Source organism: Exiguobacterium sp. Helios (assembly GCF_014524545.1).
In the GTDB taxonomy this organism is placed as follows: Bacteria; Bacillota; Bacilli; order Exiguobacteriales; family Exiguobacteriaceae; genus Exiguobacterium_A.
Map to the genome: position 1 here is coordinate 1,672,120 of NZ_CP053557.1, position 21,723 is coordinate 1,693,842.

Consider the following 21,723-nt stretch of genomic DNA (forward strand, 5'->3'; position numbering starts at 1 on the left):
TGTAGACTTTTACTATACCAAACAGAAATGGGGAATTACAGATGAAATACACGGTCATTACAGGAGCCAGCTCAGGCATCGGATACGAAACAGCGAAAGTACTCGCACAAAAAGGGAAGTCATTGGTCCTCGTTGCCCGCCGGACGGATGAACTGGAAAAATTATGCGACGAAGTCAAAGCCCTGGCACCGGACAGTGACGTCATTCTCCGTTCCGTTGATTTGACGGAATCGGCGAATGTCCATGAACTGTATGATTCCTTACAAGACCTCGACATCGAGACGTGGATCAACAATGCCGGGTTCGGTGACTTCGACAACGTCAAGGATGTGTCAGTCCCGAAAGTAGAAAAGATGCTCCGACTGAACATCGAAGCACTGACCGTCTTAACGAGCCGTTATGTCCATGATTATCATGACGTCGAAGGAGCGACGGTCCTCAACGTCTCGTCCGGAGGCGGCTACCGGATCGTTCCTAACGCGGTCACGTATTGCGCGACGAAGTTTTATGTCAGCGCCTATACGGAAGGACTCGCACAGGAACTGAAAAATGCCGGCGCGAAACTGCGGGCGAAAGTCCTGGCACCGGCTGCGACGGAAACGGAATTCGCCGACCGGTCACGCGGGGAACAAGGATTTGATTACAGCAAAAACGTCGCCAAATACCATACGGCGGCGGAAATAGCGACATTCCTCGACCAACTGCTCGACAGTGACCAAATCGTCGGCATCGTCAATGCGGAAGATTATTCGTTTGAACTGCGCGGACCACTCTTTACGTATGTCGGTGCAAACAACTAAATTCGACAAAAAGCCAGTTTCCGGATAGCGGAAACTGGCTTTTTTTGTCTGAAGCGGATGAAACGTATATGTAGTTCATCTCAAATCAGCGGCATGACAAACGTCGACGTTAAGCTGACGACTAAAAACAGCGCGTAGCTGAAGAATGTAGTTTTAGGGCTACCATCCGTCCGGCTTCCGAGAATCGAAAACAGACTGATCGCGCAAATCGTAAGCGTGGACAATAAAAACGATTGATGGGAATCGACTGACGGAATGAGCGACTGGGCGAGATGCGCCAGACCTAGCGGCAAGACAATCAGTAAAAAGTAATAGCCGAGCCGTGCTTCCGATGGATGATCCGTCGATTCGTGCTGGGTAACTGTTCGTGTATGCATTCTCATGGCTCTTCACTTCCTTCTGCTTTCAGTATAGAGGACTGACGACGAAATCTTCGTTACAGTCCGATGAGAAGTCGATAACAAGATGAACTAATTATGACGAACAGATGTCGGGAACATGGAAGACTGTAAAATATGGAAAGGTCTTTGTCCGGATTATGTAAAAAAGTGTAAAATGAGAAGAGAGAAAACGACGGGGAAATCCGTCTGGAGAGGAGAAGTTGGCATGAACCGGCTGTTTCGTTATTTTTATGTGTCCGATCTGATTGCGGTCGTTGGCGCCAGTATCTCCTATATTGCGATTTACTGGACGTGTGCCCAGCTGTTGTCGCCGGCAGCCGTCTCGTTAGTGATCGGCGCCGTGTTTGTGATTCGTTTCATCAGTTCGAGTCTGGTCGGACCGTGGATTGACCGGATTGAACCGGTCCGCCTGCTGAAAGCGACCGTCCTGATCCGTTGTTTCCTGCTTGTTGCCGTCTGGTATATCCTGACGCAGACGGATGCCCAGCTTGTGCCGTTGCTGTTTTTGCTTGCCGTTCAGACGTTCCTGCAAGTCATCGGCGGCAATACCGCGTTTAAAGTCGTCACCCGGATTGTCGCGTCCGAACAGCTGCCGGTCGCCAATGCTTACTTGAGTACGCTCGACCGGGTCGGAACGCTTGCCGGGTTACTGGCGGGTGGGCTGTTGATCACCGGATTTTCAATTACAGTGATTTTAGGGATGGAGGCTGTCTTGCACCTGCTTGCCTGGTGCCTGTTGTTCCCGTTACGGTCCGGGGAGAAAACAACGGACAAACCGAAATGGACCTATTGGGTGGATTTACGGGAAGGGTTGACGTATCTCACCCGTGACACCCGTTTGATCCGGATTTTAGTGTTCGGGATTCTCGCAAACTGGATGATTACACCGGTCAACGCGTTACTCGCGCCGTTTGTAAAAGACGTCATCCGAGGCGGAGCGAATACGTTTTCGCTGCTCGAACTGGCACTTGTCATTGGCGGAATCGGCATGTCGCTCATCTATGCCAAATTGGCGGACCGGCTTAACCTGATGCAGATGTTTTACCTGTCGATGGTGTTACAGGGAGGATTCACGTTGCTGATCGGACTGACGACGACGTTGCCGTTTGCGTTCAGCGGCATGTTATTACTCGGGATGGCACTCAGTCTGTTCGGAATCCCGTTCTCGACGTTACTGCAACAGACGACACCGGACGCCCTGCTCGGACGGATCCGTTCGGCGATGGTCGCCGCTTCAACCTTCAGTTCAGCGCTGTTTTTCGGATTATCGGCATATTTGACGACCGTATTTGCAATCGACACCGTGTTTCTATTCTTTTCCGGAAGCGGTCTGCTCATCCTGCTGCTCCTACGACTTCAGCGTAAATCACCGGCTGTGGAAGTGCGACAGGATGAGGTCGGATGACAAATCGGCCTTCAGGCGGAGGGCAGGAGAAACGGGAGGCGTTATACTTAAAAAAAACGCTTACAGAGGAGAATGTGCAGGATGGATGGAATGACGATGCTTGCCTTGATGTTTTTGATTCCAATTGGTGGAATGACGGTCATGTTGAATGTTTTGTGGCGCCGGATTACACCGGAGCTCGAAAAGTAAGCCTGTACATACAACCGGTTCGAACGGAACCGCGCTAAAAGTAAACGACGCTGCCCGCAAGAACGGGCAGCGTCGTTTTTTTCTGACTAGACTAAAGGAAAGTTACGAAACGGCAGTCGGTGCTTCGAGCGCGAGACTTGGTCCGAAGACTTCAAAATGCAGCTTGTCCGGCTGACCGCTCCAGTGGCGGCGGACGAACTGAATCATCGCTTCCGGTCCGCAGACGAATGCGTCCGCTGTCCGGTTGATCTGCGTTACATCGTCAATCGACAAGCGTCCCGGTGTCGTGCCCGGCAACGCATTTCGTTCTGCAAAACGGAGGATTGTTGCGCCTTGTTCTTCAAATCGTGCCAATTGTTCGGCGAACGGCCGGTCAAGGTCGTCCTGGACGGCAACGTATAACGTCGTGTCGCGACCTGCCGCAAGCGCTGCTTCAGTCATTGCGAGCAGTGGCGTCAAACCGATACCGCCGGCGAGACCGACGAATGGAGTAGGCGCGTCCGGTAACGTGAACGAACCGGCCGGCGCGCTGAGCAACACGCTGTCGCCGACGGACAAACCGTGCATTTGGTTCGAGACGGACCCGTCCTGTTTGACACCGATCGTATATGACGTGCCGTTTGCGACCGTCGTTAAACTGTATTGACGGTTTTGCCAAAGACCATCCGGTGCCTGGAGGCGGACCGTAACGTATTGACCGGTTTGATACGGTGCGAGCTGTCGTCCGTCAGCCGGACGTAACGTAAACGATTGGATGTCGCTTGACTGACGTGTGATCTGTTCGATGACGAACGGCTGATAGCCTTCAAAGGCAGTCGCTTGTTCATCCTGCTGATAGAGCTCCGCTTCGAGCGAAATGAACAGCTTGGCGATTTCCCCGTAGCCAATCGTCCAGGCTTCGATGATCTCCGGTGTCGCCGCGTCTCCGAGGACATCCTGGATTGCCCCGATCAGTTCCGTTCCGACGATGTCATACATGAAAGGTTTGATTTGCAGACTGCGGTGCTTATGGAGGACCGGCAATAACGTCGGTTTGAGCGTTTCGAGCTGATCAATGTAAGCAGCTGCCGCATAGACCGCTGTCGCTAAAGCTTGCGACTGGCGGTCATTTTTTTGATTCGATTGATTAAAGATATGTTTCATTTCCGGATGATTTTCAAACAGTCGTTGATAGAAGACACGTGTAATGCTGTGACCGTGTTCAGCGAGCACCGGGACGGTTGATTTGATGATGGCGATTGTCGATGACGTTAACATAAAGACACTTCCTTTTCGGATAATGGATGTCAGATCAGGTTCGATTTCAGTATCCGTCAAGACTTGTTTTAATGCAATAGATGAAATACTAGATTTAAAATAGTACGTGATATTTGTCACAAGTATGCCATCAATTCGTCAAGCAACCGACAAAAAACCTCCGAGGAAGGTCGGAGGTCAAGAGGAAATCCACAGTTTTGAGAAGTCCAAATAGCCGAACGAATCAATCGTAATATTTTGCAGCTCAATCGGAAACGGAATGATCCGCGTATCATCATACAACGGAATAAAGTAGGACGAGTCGATCAAATGCCGTTCGACCGCCTGGTGCAGAACTATCCAATCTTCGAACGGGGTTTCATCATATTGGGTCAGCCAGGTCTCCATGTCCGGCATCCGGTGAAACAGCTTCGCAGGCGGTGAAAAATCATTCGTCAAAAACTGATGGAAGGCGACCGGTAAGTTCCGTTCGAATACTTCCGCATGGACGGCGAGGTCGATCGTCTCAAAGGCATGGAAATTGGTGATACTCTCCTTAAAGCCGACCGGTACAAACTCATAAGGAATACCGTGCGCATCGAGCGTCTCGCATAACCAGCGGGTCACCTTATCCGTAAAGTCGGTCAATTTTATCCGGAGCGGTTGCGTAAACGTAACGGCAGGACCATCCGGAAGCGGGTGGACAGAGCTGAACTGTTCGAGGAACCCGCGGTCGTTCGGAAAACTCCGTTCACTGACCGACTGAATCGACGGACGGATCGCGGCAATCAACCGGTGAAGGTAGTGCCGGGCTTCCGGGTGCTCGAACGGGCCGCCGGGACGCGGATTCAAAAAGACGAGGCCGAAACCGGACTGGGTCGAAATCGTATCCGTTTCACCGGAGTCCGACCGTGATGTCCGGTAGACGGGATCATAGGCATCGGGCATCTGAATGAACTCAATCCGGTCGAGCAGGGCGCGGATGCCGTAATAATTCGGGAAGGCAGATAACACCGTCTTTTTCGGATCGTTTCGGGTCAGCTGGAACGGTCCTGTTCCGACGTTGTCCTTGCCGATGCTCGTATGAATCGTCGCCAGTTTCGGTAACAGCGAATGCCGCCGTTGATCGAGTGTCAAATCGACCTGATAAGGACCGTTCGACTGAATATGTAAGACGTGCCGGTATGACTTGGCATAGGCCGGATAAGCGACTAGTTTGCGGAGACTTTTCGTGACGTCCTTACTCGTTAAGAGTGATCCGTCATGGAAGCGGACGTCTTTTCGTAAATAGAGCGATAAGGTAGAGCCGTTCCAGGCGTAATGGTGGGCCAGTTCCCCTTGCAGTTTACCGTCGGCGTCAATTGCGAACAGCCGACTGAAGACGTTTTGAACAAGGTGGGCACTGTGGATATCGGCGGCTTCGAGCGGATCGGTCGTTAAAAAAGGACGTCGGCGCGGAATCAGCAGCGCATCGGACGATTCCTGCGTATAGCCGAACTTTTGTTCAAGCTTTCGCATGAACCGTCCCGTTTGCGCCGGCGACCAGTCCCAGCTCAGTTCTTCCGTGACGGCGTCAACCGACTCGCGTTCAATCCGTTCGAGCATCTGCTTCGCATATTCGCGCTCGACATGACGCAGCCAGACAAGTACCGTCAGATGCCCGCGGCCACGGCCGCTTGTATAGTCGAGCCAACCGTCTTCCTGCCAGCGGTTCAAATACCGTTTCGTTTGTTTGGGGCTTAAATGGATCGTGTCGGCGAGTTCGGCAATCGAGTACGATCCTTCCCGGCAGGATTTCCATAACGTGAACAGATAAGCGTCCATCTCATTCCTCCGTTCTAAAAGGGGACATCTTTTCTTGATGATGTCCATTTTTTAGTGACTGTGTCTTGTTTATCATACAGGTAGAGAATGGAAGGTGACAATATGAAATGGAAAGAAATGCCTCGGCCAATTAAAGTCAGATTGGTCACATCGTTTATCAACCGGACGATTTCGTTCGCCATCATGCCGTTTATGGCCCTGTTATTTGTTCAGGCGTACAGCAAAGTATTTGCCGGGATCTTTTTAATCGGGACAGTGATTATCAGCTTCCTGATCGGCTTGATTGGTGGTTACCTCGCGGATCGCTTTCCGCGGAAACGCCTGCTCGTCCTGTCGACGACGGCGACCGGATTAATGTTTTTAGTCATGACGATCAGTCTCGCCGCCAATCAAATGCTGCTCTTTACGATTGCCTATGCCGTATTTACCGTGACGAGCAACATCGGACGGCCGGCGATGAGTGCAATCATCATCGACGCAACGACACCGGAAAACCGGCGGGCCGTTTATGCGATCGATTACTGGCTGATCAATCTGTCGATCGCCCTCGGAACGGCGCTTGGTGGTTGGCTTTACGTCAGCAACCGGCTATTTTTGTTCAGCCTGCTGACGTGTACATCGCTGTTACTGCCGGTCGCCTATCATTTCCTGCTCGACGAGTCGAAACACGTCTGGCAGAAACAACCTCTCCGGAATGTGTTCCGGGATCTCGGGAAAAGTTATCAGATTGCCTGGCGTGACCGGCCGTTTGTCAAGGTTGTCTTCGGTTCGATGTGTATTCTCGCCGCCGAGTTTTCGATGGGCAGTTATGTCGCCGTCCGATTAGCGGACGAATTTGATACGGTGACAATCGGCGATCTGAGTGTCAATGGTGTCCGGATGCTCAGTTTGATCAATATCGAAAATACGATTCTTGTCGTCTGTCTGACGTTTTTCATCCAGCGTTTGTCCAACCGCTTTACAAATAAGCAGGCGCTCGTCGGCGGACTGGCCCTTTACATCATCGGTTACGCGACGGTGACGAGTGCGAATTCATTGACGCTGTTACTGACGTTCATTTTCATCGCGACGATGGGGGAGCTGCTCTATTCACCGACACTGAACGCGGAAAAAGCAAATATGATGCCGGCCGACCAACGCGGCGCCTACTCGGCCTTTGCCGGCACGTCTCACGCCGGAGCCGATTTATTGTCGCGGTCGACGCTCATCCTCGGAGCGGTCCTTGCGCCGTTCATGATGAGTGTCTACATCGGACTGATCGTCTGTCTCGGCCTCGGACTGGTTTACCTTGGCTTGTTCCGAAAAGAAAAAATCGCTGAAAAACAGCAGGCTTCATAAAAGCGAAAGGGGATAGAAAAGTGGAAATCATTGAAACAGAACGGCACCGGTTACGGCGCTGGCAGAAAAGTGACGCCGACAGTCTTTATGCCTATGCGAAGGATCCGCGTGTCGGACCAAACGCCGGCTGGGCACCGCATGCGTCGCTCGCTGAAAGTCAGGACGTCATCAACATCTTTTAAGAGGTGAACGACGGCTATGCAATCGTCGACAAGGCGACGGGACGGGTCATCGGCAGCTTCGGTTTTCATGACCGGCGTCCGGTCAAGGAACTGGCCGACTTGAAGCAGGTCGAGTTCGGATTTGTCCTTCATCCCGACTACTGGGGGCAGGGACGGATGCCGGAAATCGTCCGGACCGCCCTCGCAGTGGCATTTGAGACGATGAAAGTCGATCTTGTCTGGTGTGCGCATTTTGACTTTAACAGTCCGTCACGCCGGGTCGTCGAAAAACTGGGATTTGAACATGTGTTGGACCGACCGTTCGTCATGGAACGGATTGACGGGCGGACCGTGACGAGCCGGCTGTACCGCTGGACACGGGAACGGTATGAAGCACAGTCGAGCAGCATCACATAAAACAGTAACAGACGTCCTTCTCGAAAGAGGGACGTCTTGTTTTTTTGGGAAAATCGTTGGAAAGGAAGCAGGTGTCCCGTCAGCGTCCTGTACGGACCCTGTATTTAAAGAACAACAGGCTTACGGACAGACTGATGATTGTAGCAAGGATACTTTTAATCAGAGTGTGACGCGTCAGACCTTCAATCACGATTCCGGTGAATTTTTGAACAAAAGTTGCTTCCAGGACCCAGTCTATCCTGTCGTGTTTTGAACACAGTTCTTCTCATCAGACGGCTGTCATGGCTGTACAAGCGCAATGATTAAAATAATCGTAGAGATTGATCCGGCGGTCAATAAGGTCAGCATTTTGGGACGGTTAAAATCTTGAGATGATTTAGATACTTCTTTTGACAGGCTGATCCAAATGGTCAGAGAAGCGATAATGATCAAAAACAAAAAGGTTTCAGACATGATGTAGACCTCCCGGAATGAATGTTAATCTTCAGCGCGTAACCAGTTGATGTAAACATTTAAATCGGAATCAACTCCTTTTGATTCCAGGAGTCTTGCCAATTGTTCATTGGAAACGTAAACGTCCGCCCCTGTATTCAACACTAAATTCGTCAAACTTTGGGCGAAGAAGTCAAGGAGGTCCGGATCCGTCGTCGTGTTAATTCGTTTCATCATTTCGTGGACTAACCGTTCTTGTTCCAAACCAATCGTCATCCAACTACCGAATGCATATAAGACGGTATCGATATCCTCACTTTGAATAGAAAGATTAATTTCTTCCATCGAAGGATAACTGGCATAAAACGCCTCTAAATCAAGTGGTTCTAAGTCTGGTTCTTGAATCATCCACCGGGACAGAAAATCTTGAAAGGTTGGAGCCACTTCGCGTGTGGATTCATCGGAAGTGTCAAGGTACCACACGGACGGATTATTATCCTGTTGATCAAAGTTTAAGTAGTAAATATAGATTCCTTCACCGTCACCGATAGTGACATGTTTCCCTGTGATGCCCCATTCCGGCAAAACAAGTTTAGTCGACTCGGTGAACGAGTCGTAGCTGAGACCTTCGAGGTACCGAATGGGTAAGTAACTGGCTTCTCCAGGTTCCGACCACGTATTTTCAAAATCTACCGAGACAGCGTTATACAAGAGACAACCCCCGTTCTGCTTTCTTAATACGCTGAGAAAACTTTCAGGAAATGTAATCTGCAGTTCATGCTCGATTTGTTGGATGTCCTGTTCTGATAAGGGCGCGAGAATGCCATAATCGTCTTCTTGATCCCAAATATTCAATGTTCCATCTCCGATCTGTTTGGTAAACGATTCAAGTCTGATTCGTTTTTTTGGATTTTTTTTCGTAAAAAAATAGTCCGGTCATCAAAATAGAACCGCAGATATAGCCGACACCGACAGCGGATAAAGCGGACCAATCGAGCTGATAACGCAGGAAAAATTGCGGCAACAAATAAGCCAGGAGCCCAAGTGGCAAGATCCAGGTCTTCGCCCGGTACGCACTGTATCCGATGAGGAGGAAGGCGCTGAGACCAATGATCGAACTGGTCAACCAGGAAAAGTGAATCGTCGGTGACGTGACCTGTGAGTCGGTTAAAAACAGTCCCATCAGCAACAAGAAGATTACGCCTGTGGACAGACCAAACACCAGGAATGGACGTTTCGAAGGAGTGTGCGTCGCGCTGTAGCGTAAACATCGACTCAAAACGATCAGCAAAGAACTGATCAAGATGATGAAGCCGACTAAAAAGTACAGACTGTAGGACAACGGTCCGTCGAGCAAGTCTTGAAACAACAGAAAACTGAAGACGCCTGCGAGAATTTGAAACAGCAGCCAAAACGATTCGCGGTAATCGGTCGTCATCTCTGAGGCAATGGATTGAATATAGGCGGCCGGACTGTCACCGGTGATGGCCGCAACCGACTTACCGTCCGCCTCGGCTTCCTGTAAATGATCCTCGAGTTCGGTAACGATGTCTTGCGTCGCCTGTTCGTTTTTTCCGGAGGCGAGCAAGTAGAGTGTTAAATCTTCTAGAAACCGTCTTGATTCGTCAGATAACGTCTGCATTCAGGAGTCCTCCTTTAAAATATGCTGTACGCTCGCCGCCAGTTGCTGCCAGCGCGTCGTGAACGCTACCAGTTCCTCGCGTCCGGTGTGGGTGATGGCATAATACTTTCGTTTTGGTCCGCTCGGTGAGACCCGTTGCGTCGCTTCAATCCAACCCCGTTTTTGCATCCGCATCAACAACGGATAGATCGTCCCTTCACTGACGTCCGCAAAACCGTGGGCGGCGAGTTTTGTTGCCAGTTCATAACCATATACTTCTTCCTCGGCAATCAAGGCGAGGAGACAACCGTCAAGAATGCCTTTTAACATTTGGGTTGATGACATCGCTATTCCTCGTTTCACTATCATGTAATACAAGGTAATTGTACGTCATGCTATCATGCATTGCAAGGTAATGAGGAAAGTCAGGATTATGTTTACGGGAACGAGGTAAATAAAAGGTAAAAGGAGCGGAAAACCAGTCACTCATGTAAGGAGGGGACAAAGGTGGAAAAACGGACGATCATCATCTCGGCAGCCGTCGTCTTTTTGATCATGGCGCTTGTCATGGCCGTCTCGGCATTTGGGTTCGGCATCTACTACGGGGATCCGGAATTGTTGCGGATTGCGATTTTTGGTGAAATCTTGACCGCAGTTTTTTTAGTTTGGTTCATCCGTCGCAACAGTTCGTTTGCAGCCGTCGGTTTCTCCCCGTTAAAAATCCGGGGACTCGTCTGGTACATTCCGATTTTGTTGATCGTGTTGTATCAAGTCGTGCTCGTCGTTTCATCTCTTGAATTTGATTGCTTTCATTCCGGTAAGTGCGATGATTTTTCAACTCGGCAATACGTTTTTGTTCGGATTGTTTTTTGCCTTGATTGCACTGAAGCTCAACAATCTGTGGCCGTTGATCTTTTTCCACACCTTGTGGGATTTTTCAAGTATCGCCGCGGATGTTCTGAATGTGAATCTCGCGATCCCGAATCTCGTGACGCAAGTGTTTGTTGCCTTGGCGATTCTGATTCAGCTGCTGCTTAAGCGGCATGATCTCAGTCATTTGAAACGACCGCTTGCGGCATAAGAAACAGAGCACGCCTTTAGAATGCAACTGATTTTGGTTGCTTCATTTTTTTGGGAAAAAAGACTATACAGCCGGAATTGATATGTAATATATTAGTTGTATGAAAACTCAACCGATTAAACGACTCTCGTTAAGTGAAGAAGTGTATCAACGACTGCAACAGCAAATCATTACCTTGACGCTTGTACCGGGTCAAAAGCTGAACGACCAGGAGCTTGCGGAAGCGTTTGGCGTCAGCCGGACACCGGTCCGCGAAGCGCTGAAAAAACTGGAGGAGGAGGGACTGGTCGCGATGAAACGCGGCTCGCGGACGAACGTCACGCTACTTGATGCGACACAAACCCGCCAGACGTTTCCGATTGTCGCGACGCTTCATGCGTTGGCGGCACGCCTGGCATTCCCGTTGATGCAAGCAACAGACATCGAACAATTGATTGAGATCGAGAAAACATTTGAAGAAGCGATTGAACGTCAGGACGCGGAGTCGGCCCTTCGACTGGATGATGCCTTTCATGGTCTGTTCCTCGAACGGAGTCAAAACGATCAACTGACGGAAACACTGAACCGTCTGACGCCGCTGATCCGCCGGCTCGAGTATGCCCAGTTCAGCCGCCACGGTCATGATTCGGTCACGGATCACCAAACAATCATTGAAGCCTGTCAAAGCGCGAATATCGAAGCACTCGTCCGCGCAACGGAACAAAATTGGAATGGTCTCGGGCGCCATCTGATTGCTTCTTTAGAGGAGGACACGCCATGCGACCCATCATAATCGGGATTTTGGCGGCGATGTTTTTTGCCGTCACCTTCATCCTGAACCAGTCGATGCAAGGGAGCGGGGGGCACTGGATCTACAGCGCCGCCTTACGGTTTTATCTGATGTTGCCGCTGCTCGTCGTGATTGTCGCCTACCGGCGCCGGCTAGGTCGTGTCTGGTCGGCACTTCGGGAAGCACCGTACTTTTGGCTGACGTACGGGACGATCGGCTTTGGGATATTTTACAGCGGGATTTGCCTCGCCGCCGATTATTCGCCGGGCTGGCTGATTGCCGGAACCTGGCAGGTGACGATTCTAGCAGGACCGTTGCTGGCGCCACTCTTTAAGCAATCGATTCCCTGGGCGTCACTGCGCTATTCGTTGTTGATCGTCGTCGGTGTCTTCCTGATGCAACTGTCAGTCGCGGAAGGACTGTCGCTTAAGACGCTGTTGCTTGGGATTATTCCGGTCCTTTGTGCTGCGATTGCCTATCCGCTCGGCAACCGGAAGATGATGGAACGGTACGGCAACGAGCTGGATGTCTTTGACCGGATTCTCGGGATGACGGTGGCCAGTCTGCCGTTTTGGCTCGTGTTATCTGCGATCGCCTACGTGCAGGTCGGCTTACCGTCCGCGGGGCAAGTCGGACAGTCGGGGCTGGTCGCCTTATTCTCCGGCGTCATCGCGACATCATTGTTCTTTTATGCGACGACACTCGTCCGGACGGAACCGGTCCGTCTTGCAGCGGTCGAAGCGACACAGTCGTTTGAAATCCTGTTCACCGTCCTCGGGGAGATGCTGTTTTTACACGCCGTCTTTCCGACCGGTCTCGCGTTGTTCGGGATGATGCTTGTCATGCTCGGAATGACGATTCACAGTTTAAAGCAAGCCCAGTCAAAAGAAGTACCGGATATATAATTATTTCAAATACCATATGTAAATATGGTTACTTAGAAAAGAGGACACAGGATGGTCTTAACCGGCACACTTGTCAATACAGGATTAATCGTCATCGGTACATTACTCGGTCTGCTGTTTCATAAAATTCCCGAACGGACGAAGGAAACGGTTGTTCAGGCAATCGGACTCGCTGTCGTCGTGCTTGGTGTTCAGATGGGGCTGAAGAGTGAGAACTTCCTGATCGTCATCGGCAGTCTCGTCTTAGGCGGGGCAATCGGTGAATGGTTACGAATTGATGAAAAGCTGAACCGAGTTGGCGAATGGCTTGAACTAAAAATCGGACGGGGTCATCCATCGAATATCGCAGAAGGTTTCGTCACAGCCACGTTGATTTTCGTCATCGGAGCAATGGGCGTACTCGGGGCGCTTGACGGCGGTTTACGTCAGGACCATGACGTCCTCTATACAAAAGGATTGATTGACGGCTTCACGGCACTTGTCCTCAGCTCGACTCTCGGGATCGGCGTCATCTTTTCGGCGATTCCGGTTCTCGTTTATCAAGGAGCAATTGCTCTCAGCGCAGTGGCGATTACGCAATTTGTTCCGGACGCTATCCTTCAGCAATTCATCGTGGAGATGACGGCGACCGGCGGTGTGATGATTTTAGCAATCGGCTTGAATCTAGCCGGCATCACCAAAATCCGGGTCGCGAACTTGTTACCCGGAATCGTAATGGTCGGATTGATCGTGACCGGTTTGGAACTGCTTGGTTTTAACTGAAACTTAAAAGACATCCGTTTGCACTGTTGATTTCGGTCAGCAGCAGGCAAACGGATGTCTTTTTTAACGGATGGTTTGTTCCAGTTCAGAAATATGGTGCTCAAGCAGCCGGTGCCCGTCATAGTGAAACGTGTGGAGCTGTGGTGTCGTCTGTTTTAAGACGTGCGGCAGGTAAGTCTTCAGATTACTGATGACACCGGTATTGTCCGGGTCGAGGATCCAGTCGAGTTGTTTCCAGTCGAGAATGCCTTCCCGGGTCGCGAGCGGTGTCACGAGGAGCTGATCAGGCGGAAGTTCGGCAAGGAACAAATAAATCCCGACCGTCTCGTCCGCCTGCAAAAGAATCGTCCCCGAAAACTGGACATCGGTCAGAGTCAGACCGGTTTCTTCAAACGTTTCCCGGGTGACGGATTCCGCCGGTGACTCACCAGCTTCGATTTTACCGCCGACCCCGTTCCACATCCCCATCGCCGGTTGTTTTTGCCGGTTCAGCAGCAACCACTGATCGTTCTTGCGAATCAAACAGAGTGTATAGCGATACAAGTCTCCTCATCTCCTTAAAAGAAGTCGTGTTTAAAGGCCGCGTACTGGTCGTCGGATGTTACCGGTTGAATCGTTTTCTTGCCGTCGGTCCAGGTCGTCAACGCCTGTCGTGTCAGAATACGGTGTCCATCGGCCTTACGGATGGCGAGCAGACTGCGTTTGTTGAAGGGGGAAGCCTGATGCTCCTGGATGATCTGTTCCATGTCGGATAGAGCAGCCGGTTCGATCGTCTGTTGCGTGTAGAAATGGTACCCGATGACAAACTCGTCATCCTGACCGGTCCGTAACATCTCCAGCTGATAACCGGCGCCGTTCGGGGCAATCCGGTAGTTGCCGCTCGGTGATGTGATTGTTTCTCCGGTCAGAGGAATCGGGCGTAGGGCGAGATTGACACCGAATCCCGTATCGACGAGATAGGTCTGCTCCTGGTGCGACAGCAGGACGGCGACGTGGGTCGGACCGGTCGCGGACCAGACGTCATTTTCCTGATCGAAGACAGTCGCCTTGAGAAGTGAAACGTCAAACCCTTTGATTCGTAACACTTCGTACAGCAAATGGTTGAGATCATAGCAGACACCGCCCGCCTGACGTTCGATGAAGGTCTGTCGTAGTCGGTTCTGGTCAAACGGAACCGACTCTTTTTCAAGAACCGCTGCATTGTCAAACGGCAGGTGATAGGCAAAGGCTTCAAGCAGCGCGGGTAAATCGGCAAATGTTAACGTATGGCCGAGCGGATAATGGATCCGGCCGGCTACGTCTTTAATAAATGTAGACAAGACAATTCCTCCTTTAATCGATGATTCCATTATCGCATATTCCTGTTCATGACAGGATACATGTTATCTGAAAATAAGATTTGGTCTTTTGTTTCGTGATGAACTTTGTTATGCTGAAACAGGATTAATTAAGAATGATTCTCATTCCGGATGAAGAAGGAGGCTCCTCATGTTACGAAAACGAATGACCGGCGCATTAGCGCTTTTAGTAATGAGTTGTCTGATGCTTGCGGCGTGTGCCGGACAAGCGAAAGAAGAGACGACGAAAAAGACGCACGCTGTCACGCATGAAGCAGGAACAACGAACGTGCCGGACCATCCGAAACGGATCGTGGCCCTTGAGTTCTCGTTCGTCGACGCGCTCGACGAACTGGGTATTGAACCGGTCGGCATCGCACAGGAAAACAAGGATGATGTATCGGGGCTGCTCGATAAGAAGATTTCCTTTACGGAAGTCGGGACACGCCAGCAACCGAATCTCGAAGTCATCAGCTCGCTGAAACCGGACTTGATCATCGGAGATTTCAACCGGCATAAAGGCATCTACAAACAATTGCAGCAAATCGCACCGACGATCATCTTAAAAAGCCGGAATGCGACCTATCAGGAAAACCTTGCATCATTCAAGAGCATCGCGGAAGCCGTCGGGCAGACCGATCAAATGGAGCAACGTCTGAAATTGCATGACAAGCGACTCGCAGTTGCCAAACAAAAAGTCGATCCGGACGATCAACGCAAAATCATGGTTGGTGTCTTCCGGTCCGATTCATTGACGGCACACGGAGAGACATCGTTTGACGGGGAACTGCTTGAAAAACTCGGCATCGATAATGCCATCACGAAAACAGTAGAACCAACCGTGACGATTACGCTGGAGCAGATTGTCAAATGGGATCCGGACGTCATCTTCATGGCGGAAGCCGACCCGAAACTGCTCAACGAGTGGAAAAAGAATCCGCTCTGGAATCAAATCACGGCTGTGAAAAAAGGTGAAGTCTACGAAGTCAATCGTGACTTGTGGACCCGTTACCGCGGACTGGACGCAGCGGAACAAATCGTCGACGAAGCGATTCAACTGCTATATCCGAAAAAATCATAAACGACGACACGAGCCAGAGCAATCTGGCTTTTGTTGATGAAAGGGGAAGCCGTTGATGATTCGGAAAACACGATTGATCCGTTTGCTCGTTCTACTTATTGTGCTGATTGGACTCAGCTCCTATCTCAGTCTGTTTCTCGGCGTGACGACGATCCGGCCGCTCGAAGCCATCCGGGAATGGTCATCCGGTGATTTGTCAAAAGAAACATTGGTCCTGACGACACTTCGATTACCACGATTAGTACTGGGACTGATACTCGGGGCAAACCTAGCCGTCGCCGGAGCATTGATGCAGGCCGTCACCCGGAATCCGCTCGCCTCGCCGCAGGTATTTGGTGTCAACGCCGGAGCCTCGTTGTTCGTGGTTCTCGCGTTATTGCTGTTCCCGGCGCTCGGGACGGCCAATCTCGTGTACTTCGCTTTCTTTGGTGCAATGATTGGCGGGTTGCTCGTCTTTTCGTTTGCTTCCGTCCGCGGTATGACGAGTCTGAAACTGGCCCTCGTTGGGATGGCGATCCACTTGTTGCTGACGTCTTTGACGAAAGGGTTGATTTTGTTCAATGACCGGATCACGAATGTCTTGTACTGGTTATCCGGATCGATCAGTGACAGCGGCTGGCTTGAAGTCCGGTTGATTGTGCCGTGGTCGATCATCGGCTTGATCTTAGCCTTCAGCCTGGCCAAATCGCTGGCGATTTTCCAACTCGGTCAGGACGTCGCCGTCGGACTGGGGCAAAACATCACCCGGATCCGGATGCTGGCAGCCGTCGCTGTTGTCTTGCTGGCCGGTGTGACGGTTGCCGTCGCCGGAGCCATCGGCTTCATCGGTCTGATGGTCCCGCACATCGTCCGGCGCCTGGTCGGGGAGGATTACCGGTATGTCCTGCCGGTGTCCGCGTTATGCGGCGGACTGTTGCTGACGTCTGCCGATGTCCTCGCCCGGTTCATCGCTTATCCCTATGAATCACCGGTCGGGATCGTGACGGCATTACTCGGGGCGCCGTTCTTCTTGTATTTAGCGAAACGTCAGACGAAAGGGGTGGCGTAAATGAACAGACTCCGTCAACAACCATGGCTTGGTCTCGTCCTCATGTCGCTCCTTGTCACTGTGCTCAGTTTTCTGTTGCTCGGCGTCGGTTCCGTCTACTTGAAACCGGGTGAAATCGTCGCAGCCTTGCAAGGAGATGGAAGTGCCTTCATCGTCTTGAACTACCGGTTGCCGCGGACACTTCTCGCGTTACTCGCCGGCGGTTGTTTTGCCCTATCCGGTGTTTTGTTGCAGGCGATCATCCGGAATCCGCTCGTCTCCCCGGACGTCATCGGCGTGACGAACGGAGCGGCCTTGTTTACCGTTTTGACAATTGCGTTACTTCCGGACGGTCCGCTCGTTTTGACGCCGCTTGCAGCGATGGGCGGAGCGGCACTCGTGATGATTGCCCTGATGCTACTTGCCGATCACGGCAAGCTGCAACACAGTTCCTTTGCTTTGCTCGGCATCGCCGTCAGTGCGATTTGTGCGTCGGGAACGGAATATCTGTTGATCAAGTTTCCGCTCCAGACGAATGATTCACTCGTTTGGCTTGCCGGCAGTCTGTTCGGCAAAGGCTGGACGGAAGTGTATGTCCTGGCGCCGGTCTTTCTGATTCTCGGACTCGCCATCTGGTCTGGACACCGGCAACTCGATATTCTGTCACTCAGTGAAGACGCGGCGATCGGTCTCGGGTTACGGATGAAACGAACCCGGTATGTCTTTCTCGCGCTTGCTGTTGTTCTCGCTGGTGTGGCCGTCGCGATGGTCGGATCAATCGGGTTCCTTGGACTCGTTGCCCCGCATATGGCCCGACGTTTGATCGGTCACCGGCACCACCTGTTGATTCCGATGGCCGTCCTCGTCGGCGGCGGACTGTTGGTCGTCGCCGATGCGATTGGGCGCGGGATTCATCCGCCGCTTGAAATTCCGGCCGGATTGATCACAGCAATCATTGGTGTACCGTACTTCTTGTATCTGCTGCGGAAAAACCGCGCGTGAATGCGACCAAAACACACTGCCTTGTACCCGTTTCTCTGTTGAGAGACTGTGCGACAAGGCGGTGTTTTTTTGAGTTGAACAGTAAATCAATATCCGATATATGGTAAAATGAAATAGATTAGCAGATGCTGTCCATAAAAAAACTCAGACGAAGTGTTTAAAAACTATGACGTGTCGAGGTGCTGAATGAACATACACTTTGAAGAACTGAAAATGTACACGAAATTTGATGATTTAGCAGATGATTTACTGGATCTTGCAAAAGAGATTCTGCCGGAACAGCTGTTTTATTTATCAGCCATCAATGAGACCGAGCAATTGATCATTAAACTGTCCGAAGAGCAGACCCGGATGCCGGTCACAGAAGGAATGGTCATTGATTTGAATTACTCGCTCTGCCAACGAATCGATTTTCAAACGAAACAACCGCTTATATACGAAGATGTCACAAAAGACCGCAGTCTCGACGGCATGAGGGAAGTACTGGAAGGGGCGAATGTTCAGTCCTATTTAGGGATTCCGATTTCGCTTGCGAACGGAGAAAAGTTCGGTACATTGTGCGCCATCAATGATGAAGTCAGTTTGTTCGAGAGCAAGAGTATCGAGTTACTGCAACGGATCGTCCGCCTGTTTTCGTATTATCTGGAACTCGAGCGGTTTGCCTGGCGTGACATGTTGACGGATCTGTACAATCGGCGGTATTTGACACATCAATTCGACCAACATCCTCAGACGGAAGGCGCTTTGTTCTTCCTTGATTTGGACGGCTTCAAAAATGTCAACGATCTGTACGGGCACGATGCCGGGGACGCTGTTCTGCAGGAGGTCGCAAGACGATTGAAGACACTGATTGCAGGACAAAAAGAAGCCTATGCCGTCCGCTTGGGCGGAGACGAATTTGTCATTCGGTTTACGCACTTTGATTCTCAGCAAGCATTGATCGATCAAGCAGATGAAATTCTTGTCCGGTTGAGTACGTGGGACACATATGAACTGTCGACCAGCATCGGAATCGTCGCCTACAAAGACGCTGACATCAGTCTGAAAACGCTGCTCCGCCAAGCGGATATCGCGTTATACGAAGCAAAATCATCAGGAAAAAACAGGTACAAACTGTTTACAGAATGATTGGCCGAACACATACAAAAGAAAACACCATGAAGTTCGACGTCTCCTTGACCGGAAGCGTACGAAACAGCATGGTGTTTTTGAATTGGCGTCAGACGGTCAATTCAATCGTCAGTCCTTCCGGATCAAGAAAGACACTTTCGTAGTAACCGTCGCCTGTCAGACGCGGGCCGTCAAGCCGGGTATAGCCGTCCCGCTCGAGCCGTGCCGTCAGTTGATCGACAGCGAAGCGGCTGCCGAGCGAAAAAGCAATGTGGGCATAACCGAACCGGTCGCGCGGGGCATCGTGGTCGATATCCGTCCGGTGCATCAATTCGAGCCGTGGACCTGACTTAAAGTGGAGAAAGTAGGACGAAAATCCTTTGAGCGGATTATGGTACAACGCATTGGCCTGCGCCTCGAAGTACGTTTCGTAAAAGTGTTTCGTCCGTTCAAGATCCTTGACCCAGATGGCGATATGTTCAATTTTCATGAGAGGAGACTCCTATTTCAGTGATTTAGGAAGCGCGGGACAATGCCCGTTTCGCAAGGACACGGTTCAGCCGTTCGGAACAGAGCAACAGGAACAGAATCATCAGGAAACCTGTCACCGGGAACAGCTGTAACGTCAGGAACGAGGCGAGAACACCGAACAACGGCGGCAAAAACGTACTGCCGCTGTAGGCGAAGGCCATCTGAACCCCCATCAGCCGTTTCGCCGCGTCCTGGCCGAACCGGACCGGCGTCTCATGTAACATGGCCGGATAAATCGGCGCGAGTCCGAGTCCGATCAGGATAAATCCGGTCAGCATCAAACCGTCGAGCGGCAGGAAGAACAGCAGACTGCCGAGCAGAGCCGTCCCTTGCCCCAACCGAATCAACTGGCGGTTCGTCATCCGGAGCGATAAAAAGCCACTCAAAAACCGGCCGACGGTGATGCTGCCGTAATAGACGGAAATCCAGGTGGCCGCTGTTTCGACGGAAAAAGATTTGACCTGGACGAGATAACTGCTGCCCCATAAACCGATCAGTGCTTCAGCACCGCAATAGAGAACAAACGAGGCTAACGCAAACGGTAGTCCGACTAACCGTTTCGACGGCGTATCAGTTAACGACAAATCGTCCGGTACGTCCGAGACAGCGACCGGTGCCTGTTTCCAAAGCGGTAGACTGAGAAGGAGCAGGAGAGCGAGACCAAACTGTGTCAGGGCGACGGTCAAATATCCGCTGCGCCATTCGCCGGATCCGCTCATCATCGCCGCCATGATCAACGGTCCGGTCGTCGCACCGACTCCCCAAAAACAATGGAGCCAGTTCATATGATGGGCTTTGTAACGGGTCGCGACAAAATGATTCAGGGCCGCATCGACGACTCCGGCACCGAGACCGAGCGGAACCGCAAGCAGAAACAGCCACAGTAACGAAGGGGCAAAATAAAATCCGAGCAGGCTGCCGGCTGTGATCGCGGCACAAAAGGCTGTGACATGACTCGTCTCGAACCGGTTGAGAATCTTGCCGCTGAACAGACTCGAGATGATCGTTCCGCCGGCAATCGTCATGAACAACCAGCCGGCGACTTCGAGATCGGCCCCGAAATCCGTCCGCATGACGGGCCAGGCGACCCCGAGCAACGAGTCCGGTAACCCTAAACTGATGAATGCCAGATAGATAATGCTGAGTAATAAGACACCACTCATGAAGAATTCCTCCTGTTCGCTGATAAAGGTTGTTCGGTCAGAAGCTGTAATCCGATTCGGGTCAAACCGTTCAGGTAATCGGTTTCCCAGTTACTCCGGATCAAGAGCGGGATATGTGCTTCCGGGATGTATTCGGTTGTCTTGAACCGGATTTGTTCCAAATCGTGCTCCGTCAGTTCCTCCCCGTTAAAAATCAACAGACGCGGATTCAATGTCGCGGCAAACGTCGCCGTCAAGCGGCTGATCGCATCAATCGTCCGGGCATCCAAGGCGGTTTGCCGCTTGGCAATCGCTTGTCCGAATGTCATCTTGTCGTATTGCGGGACGACGGAGATTTCACCGGCAAAATGACTGCTTCCGCGCACGAGCTGACCGTTGATCAAAATCCCGGAACCGGGACCGTTTTTTCCTAAGTACAAATAAATCAATGATTGTTGACGGTTCTGATCTGCTTCGTGGAATCCGACCACAGCCGCATTCATGTCGTTTTCGACGACGACCGGTAACCGGAACTCGGATTCGAGCGTCTGTTTCAGATCGATCTGTTGCAGGGACGGATAGTCCGGTGCAAAAAAGACTTTCCCGTCTTCGACCGATGCGGCAACCCCGACGCTCAAGAAGGTGATCCGCGTATTCTCTTCCAGCAGTCGCTGAATCAGACGGATCAAAGCCGGGACGTGCGGCTCATCTGCCCCGACCGGTTCGGTGCCAAACGACAGAACCGTTCCGAGTGCATCGAATATCCGAAAGCCGATCGCATCGAGTTCAAGGTAGAGGGCAAGTCCATGGGTATGATCGGCCCGATACCGGTACTGTTTTGCCGGGCGGCCGCCATTTGACGATTCCGACATCTGTTCGTCGATTTCTCCATGTGCGATCAAGATGTCCACGTGCTTTTTGACCGTCGGAAAACTGGCCGACAACATCCGGCTCAGTTCCGGAATCGTATTGATTTGTTGAAACAGGATGGCTTGACGGAGTTGTTTTAATAAATCAGTATTGGTTCCAGCCATAAGCAATCTCCTTTACACTTTTTAAAATATTTTAATAAGTAGTCGGATTGAGTGTAGCAAGCAAAGACTCAAATGGCAAATGGTTTTAAAAGATTTCTAAACAAAAAATACGCTAAGG

The 21,723-nt window shown here is 51.2% G+C and carries 25 protein-coding genes; 13 read left to right on the forward strand and 12 right to left on the reverse strand.

The annotated features are described in order from the left end of the window. Nucleotides 1-41 precede the first annotated feature (41 nt). Nucleotides 42-800 carry an SDR family NAD(P)-dependent oxidoreductase gene (locus tag HNY42_RS08685; protein ID WP_188004248.1) on the forward strand — a complete coding sequence of 253 codons (759 nt, stop codon included), beginning with the start codon at nucleotides 42-44 and terminating at the stop codon, nucleotides 798-800. Nucleotides 801-880: 80 nt separating this feature from the next. Here the strand turns inward: HNY42_RS08685 and HNY42_RS08690 are convergent, their stop codons facing one another. Then, complete coding sequence (locus tag HNY42_RS08690) at nucleotides 881-1,177, reverse strand: hypothetical protein (protein ID WP_251138748.1); 297 nt, start codon at nucleotides 1,175-1,177, stop codon at nucleotides 881-883. Between the two features lie 229 nt (nucleotides 1,178-1,406). Here HNY42_RS08690 and HNY42_RS08695 point away from each other — a divergent pair, with 229 nt between their 5' ends. Next, the gene (locus HNY42_RS08695) at nucleotides 1,407-2,606 is read left to right on the forward strand and encodes an MFS transporter (RefSeq protein ID WP_188004249.1); all 1,200 of its coding nucleotides are present in this window, start codon (nucleotides 1,407-1,409) and stop codon (nucleotides 2,604-2,606) included. 291 nt (nucleotides 2,607-2,897) lie between these two features. Here the strand turns inward: HNY42_RS08695 and HNY42_RS08700 are convergent, their stop codons facing one another. Continuing rightward, a complete protein-coding gene (locus tag HNY42_RS08700; RefSeq protein ID WP_131504059.1) occupies nucleotides 2,898-4,052 on the reverse strand; it encodes a globin domain-containing protein in 1,155 nt (384 codons plus the stop codon). 177 nt (nucleotides 4,053-4,229) lie between these two features. Next, the gene (locus HNY42_RS08705) at nucleotides 4,230-5,855 is read right to left on the reverse strand and encodes an ABC transporter substrate-binding protein (RefSeq protein WP_131972833.1); all 1,626 of its coding nucleotides are present in this window, start codon (nucleotides 5,853-5,855) and stop codon (nucleotides 4,230-4,232) included. A 102-nt stretch (nucleotides 5,856-5,957) separates the two neighbouring features. Between HNY42_RS08705 and HNY42_RS08710 the strand changes: the two genes are divergently transcribed. From HNY42_RS08710 to HNY42_RS08720, 3 genes are read left to right on the forward strand one after another with little or no spacing between them, the layout of a single operon-like run. Next, nucleotides 5,958-7,193, forward strand: coding sequence for an MDR family MFS transporter (locus HNY42_RS08710; RefSeq protein WP_188004250.1), 1,236 nt, complete (start codon nucleotides 5,958-5,960; stop codon nucleotides 7,191-7,193). Nucleotides 7,194-7,213: 20 nt separating this feature from the next. Further along, a complete protein-coding gene (locus HNY42_RS08715) occupies nucleotides 7,214-7,375 on the forward strand; it encodes a GNAT family N-acetyltransferase (RefSeq protein WP_188004251.1) in 162 nt (53 codons plus the stop codon). A gap of 3 nt (nucleotides 7,376-7,378) precedes the next feature. After that, complete coding sequence (locus HNY42_RS08720; RefSeq protein WP_188004252.1) at nucleotides 7,379-7,771, forward strand: GNAT family N-acetyltransferase; 393 nt, start codon at nucleotides 7,379-7,381, stop codon at nucleotides 7,769-7,771. Nucleotides 7,772-8,050: 279 nt separating this feature from the next. Here HNY42_RS08720 and HNY42_RS08725 read toward each other — a convergent pair whose 3' ends face one another. From HNY42_RS08725 to HNY42_RS08740, 4 genes are read right to left on the reverse strand one after another with little or no spacing between them, the layout of a single operon-like run. Continuing rightward, entirely contained in the window at nucleotides 8,051-8,224 is a 174-nt protein-coding gene (locus tag HNY42_RS08725; RefSeq protein ID WP_165871633.1) for a hypothetical protein, read from the reverse strand. Nucleotides 8,225-8,248: 24 nt separating this feature from the next. Further along, nucleotides 8,249-9,058 carry an SMI1/KNR4 family protein gene (locus HNY42_RS08730; protein ID WP_165871632.1) on the reverse strand — a complete coding sequence of 270 codons (810 nt, stop codon included), beginning with the start codon at nucleotides 9,056-9,058 and terminating at the stop codon, nucleotides 8,249-8,251. A 31-nt stretch (nucleotides 9,059-9,089) separates the two neighbouring features. Beyond that, on the reverse strand, nucleotides 9,090-9,845 hold the full coding sequence (locus HNY42_RS08735; protein WP_131504064.1) for an HAAS domain-containing protein: 756 nt from the start codon (nucleotides 9,843-9,845) through the stop codon (nucleotides 9,090-9,092). Beyond that, nucleotides 9,846-10,169 (reverse strand): PadR family transcriptional regulator, encoded by a 324-nt coding sequence (locus HNY42_RS08740; protein ID WP_131504065.1) that lies wholly within the window; start codon nucleotides 10,167-10,169, stop codon nucleotides 9,846-9,848. Between the two features lie 481 nt (nucleotides 10,170-10,650). On the opposite strand from HNY42_RS08740, the gene HNY42_RS16375 reads away from it, so the two are divergent. The 4 genes from HNY42_RS16375 to HNY42_RS08760 all read left to right on the forward strand — a co-directional run bounded on the left by HNY42_RS16375 (nucleotide 10,651) and on the right by HNY42_RS08760 (nucleotide 13,341). Continuing rightward, a complete protein-coding gene (locus tag HNY42_RS16375; protein WP_370528998.1) occupies nucleotides 10,651-10,905 on the forward strand; it encodes a CPBP family glutamic-type intramembrane protease in 255 nt (84 codons plus the stop codon). Nucleotides 10,906-11,005: 100 nt separating this feature from the next. Further along, the gene (locus tag HNY42_RS08750; protein WP_188004253.1) at nucleotides 11,006-11,677 is read left to right on the forward strand and encodes a GntR family transcriptional regulator; all 672 of its coding nucleotides are present in this window, start codon (nucleotides 11,006-11,008) and stop codon (nucleotides 11,675-11,677) included. Continuing rightward, complete coding sequence (locus tag HNY42_RS08755; protein WP_188004254.1) at nucleotides 11,662-12,579, forward strand: DMT family transporter; 918 nt, start codon at nucleotides 11,662-11,664, stop codon at nucleotides 12,577-12,579. The genes HNY42_RS08750 and HNY42_RS08755 overlap by 16 nt, the downstream gene beginning before the upstream one ends. 51 nt (nucleotides 12,580-12,630) lie before the next feature. Further along, the gene (locus HNY42_RS08760; protein ID WP_188004255.1) at nucleotides 12,631-13,341 is read left to right on the forward strand and encodes a DUF554 domain-containing protein; all 711 of its coding nucleotides are present in this window, start codon (nucleotides 12,631-12,633) and stop codon (nucleotides 13,339-13,341) included. 63 nt (nucleotides 13,342-13,404) lie between these two features. On the opposite strand, the gene HNY42_RS08765 is transcribed toward HNY42_RS08760, so the two are convergent. Beyond that, the gene (locus HNY42_RS08765; RefSeq protein WP_131972824.1) at nucleotides 13,405-13,884 is read right to left on the reverse strand and encodes an NUDIX hydrolase; all 480 of its coding nucleotides are present in this window, start codon (nucleotides 13,882-13,884) and stop codon (nucleotides 13,405-13,407) included. A gap of 14 nt (nucleotides 13,885-13,898) precedes the next feature. Next, nucleotides 13,899-14,660 (reverse strand): arylamine N-acetyltransferase family protein, encoded by a 762-nt coding sequence (locus tag HNY42_RS08770; protein WP_255508287.1) that lies wholly within the window; start codon nucleotides 14,658-14,660, stop codon nucleotides 13,899-13,901. Nucleotides 14,661-14,829: 169 nt separating this feature from the next. On the opposite strand from HNY42_RS08770, the gene HNY42_RS08775 reads away from it, so the two are divergent. From HNY42_RS08775 to HNY42_RS08790, 4 genes are all read left to right on the forward strand, one after another. Further along, complete coding sequence (locus tag HNY42_RS08775; RefSeq protein ID WP_131972822.1) at nucleotides 14,830-15,759, forward strand: ABC transporter substrate-binding protein; 930 nt, start codon at nucleotides 14,830-14,832, stop codon at nucleotides 15,757-15,759. Between the two features lie 55 nt (nucleotides 15,760-15,814). Further along, on the forward strand, nucleotides 15,815-16,807 hold the full coding sequence (locus tag HNY42_RS08780) for a FecCD family ABC transporter permease (RefSeq protein WP_188004256.1): 993 nt from the start codon (nucleotides 15,815-15,817) through the stop codon (nucleotides 16,805-16,807). After that, nucleotides 16,808-17,788, forward strand: a complete 981-nt coding sequence (locus HNY42_RS08785) for a FecCD family ABC transporter permease (protein WP_188004257.1) — start codon at nucleotides 16,808-16,810, stop codon at nucleotides 17,786-17,788. A gap of 186 nt (nucleotides 17,789-17,974) precedes the next feature. Then, a complete protein-coding gene (locus HNY42_RS08790) occupies nucleotides 17,975-18,916 on the forward strand; it encodes a sensor domain-containing protein (RefSeq protein ID WP_131972819.1) in 942 nt (313 codons plus the stop codon). Between the two features lie 91 nt (nucleotides 18,917-19,007). Here HNY42_RS08790 and HNY42_RS08795 read toward each other — a convergent pair whose 3' ends face one another. The 3 genes from HNY42_RS08795 to HNY42_RS08805 are packed head-to-tail and all read right to left on the reverse strand — an operon-like array spanning nucleotide 19,008 to nucleotide 21,605. After that, nucleotides 19,008-19,388: a VOC family protein gene (locus HNY42_RS08795; protein ID WP_131972818.1), complete on the reverse strand. Its 381-nt coding sequence runs from the start codon at nucleotides 19,386-19,388 to the stop codon at nucleotides 19,008-19,010. A 25-nt stretch (nucleotides 19,389-19,413) separates the two neighbouring features. Further along, nucleotides 19,414-20,592, reverse strand: a complete 1,179-nt coding sequence (locus tag HNY42_RS08800) for an MFS transporter (protein WP_188004258.1) — start codon at nucleotides 20,590-20,592, stop codon at nucleotides 19,414-19,416. Beyond that, nucleotides 20,589-21,605, reverse strand: coding sequence for an ROK family protein (locus tag HNY42_RS08805; RefSeq protein ID WP_131504075.1), 1,017 nt, complete (start codon nucleotides 21,603-21,605; stop codon nucleotides 20,589-20,591). The genes HNY42_RS08800 and HNY42_RS08805 overlap by 4 nt, the downstream gene beginning before the upstream one ends. Nucleotides 21,606-21,723 lie beyond the last annotated feature (118 nt).

What these genes read in the sequence shown, in the direction of transcription:
- HNY42_RS08685 (WP_188004248.1), top strand. Translation starts at nt 42, where the DNA reads ATGAAATACACGGTCATTACAGGAGCCAGCTCAGGCATCGGATACGAA.
- HNY42_RS08690 (WP_251138748.1), bottom strand. Translation starts at nt 1,177, where the DNA reads ATGCATACACGAACAGTTACCCAGCACGAATCGACGGATCATCCATCG.
- HNY42_RS08695 (WP_188004249.1), top strand. Translation starts at nt 1,407, where the DNA reads ATGAACCGGCTGTTTCGTTATTTTTATGTGTCCGATCTGATTGCGGTC.
- HNY42_RS08700 (WP_131504059.1), bottom strand. Translation starts at nt 4,052, where the DNA reads ATGTTAACGTCATCGACAATCGCCATCATCAAATCAACCGTCCCGGTG.
- HNY42_RS08705 (WP_131972833.1), bottom strand. Translation starts at nt 5,855, where the DNA reads ATGGACGCTTATCTGTTCACGTTATGGAAATCCTGCCGGGAAGGATCG.
- HNY42_RS08710 (WP_188004250.1), top strand. Translation starts at nt 5,958, where the DNA reads ATGAAATGGAAAGAAATGCCTCGGCCAATTAAAGTCAGATTGGTCACA.
- HNY42_RS08725 (WP_165871633.1), bottom strand. Translation starts at nt 8,224, where the DNA reads ATGTCTGAAACCTTTTTGTTTTTGATCATTATCGCTTCTCTGACCATT.
- HNY42_RS08735 (WP_131504064.1), bottom strand. Translation starts at nt 9,845, where the DNA reads ATGCAGACGTTATCTGACGAATCAAGACGGTTTCTAGAAGATTTAACA.
- HNY42_RS08740 (WP_131504065.1), bottom strand. Translation starts at nt 10,169, where the DNA reads ATGTCATCAACCCAAATGTTAAAAGGCATTCTTGACGGTTGTCTCCTC.
- HNY42_RS16375 (WP_370528998.1), top strand. Translation starts at nt 10,651, where the DNA reads ATGATTTTTCAACTCGGCAATACGTTTTTGTTCGGATTGTTTTTTGCC.
- HNY42_RS08750 (WP_188004253.1), top strand. Translation starts at nt 11,006, where the DNA reads ATGAAAACTCAACCGATTAAACGACTCTCGTTAAGTGAAGAAGTGTAT.
- HNY42_RS08755 (WP_188004254.1), top strand. Translation starts at nt 11,662, where the DNA reads ATGCGACCCATCATAATCGGGATTTTGGCGGCGATGTTTTTTGCCGTC.
- HNY42_RS08760 (WP_188004255.1), top strand. Translation starts at nt 12,631, where the DNA reads ATGGTCTTAACCGGCACACTTGTCAATACAGGATTAATCGTCATCGGT.
- HNY42_RS08775 (WP_131972822.1), top strand. Translation starts at nt 14,830, where the DNA reads ATGTTACGAAAACGAATGACCGGCGCATTAGCGCTTTTAGTAATGAGT.
- HNY42_RS08780 (WP_188004256.1), top strand. Translation starts at nt 15,815, where the DNA reads ATGATTCGGAAAACACGATTGATCCGTTTGCTCGTTCTACTTATTGTG.
- HNY42_RS08785 (WP_188004257.1), top strand. Translation starts at nt 16,808, where the DNA reads ATGAACAGACTCCGTCAACAACCATGGCTTGGTCTCGTCCTCATGTCG.
- HNY42_RS08790 (WP_131972819.1), top strand. Translation starts at nt 17,975, where the DNA reads ATGAACATACACTTTGAAGAACTGAAAATGTACACGAAATTTGATGAT.
- HNY42_RS08795 (WP_131972818.1), bottom strand. Translation starts at nt 19,388, where the DNA reads ATGAAAATTGAACATATCGCCATCTGGGTCAAGGATCTTGAACGGACG.
- HNY42_RS08800 (WP_188004258.1), bottom strand. Translation starts at nt 20,592, where the DNA reads ATGAGTGGTGTCTTATTACTCAGCATTATCTATCTGGCATTCATCAGT.
- HNY42_RS08805 (WP_131504075.1), bottom strand. Translation starts at nt 21,605, where the DNA reads ATGGCTGGAACCAATACTGATTTATTAAAACAACTCCGTCAAGCCATC.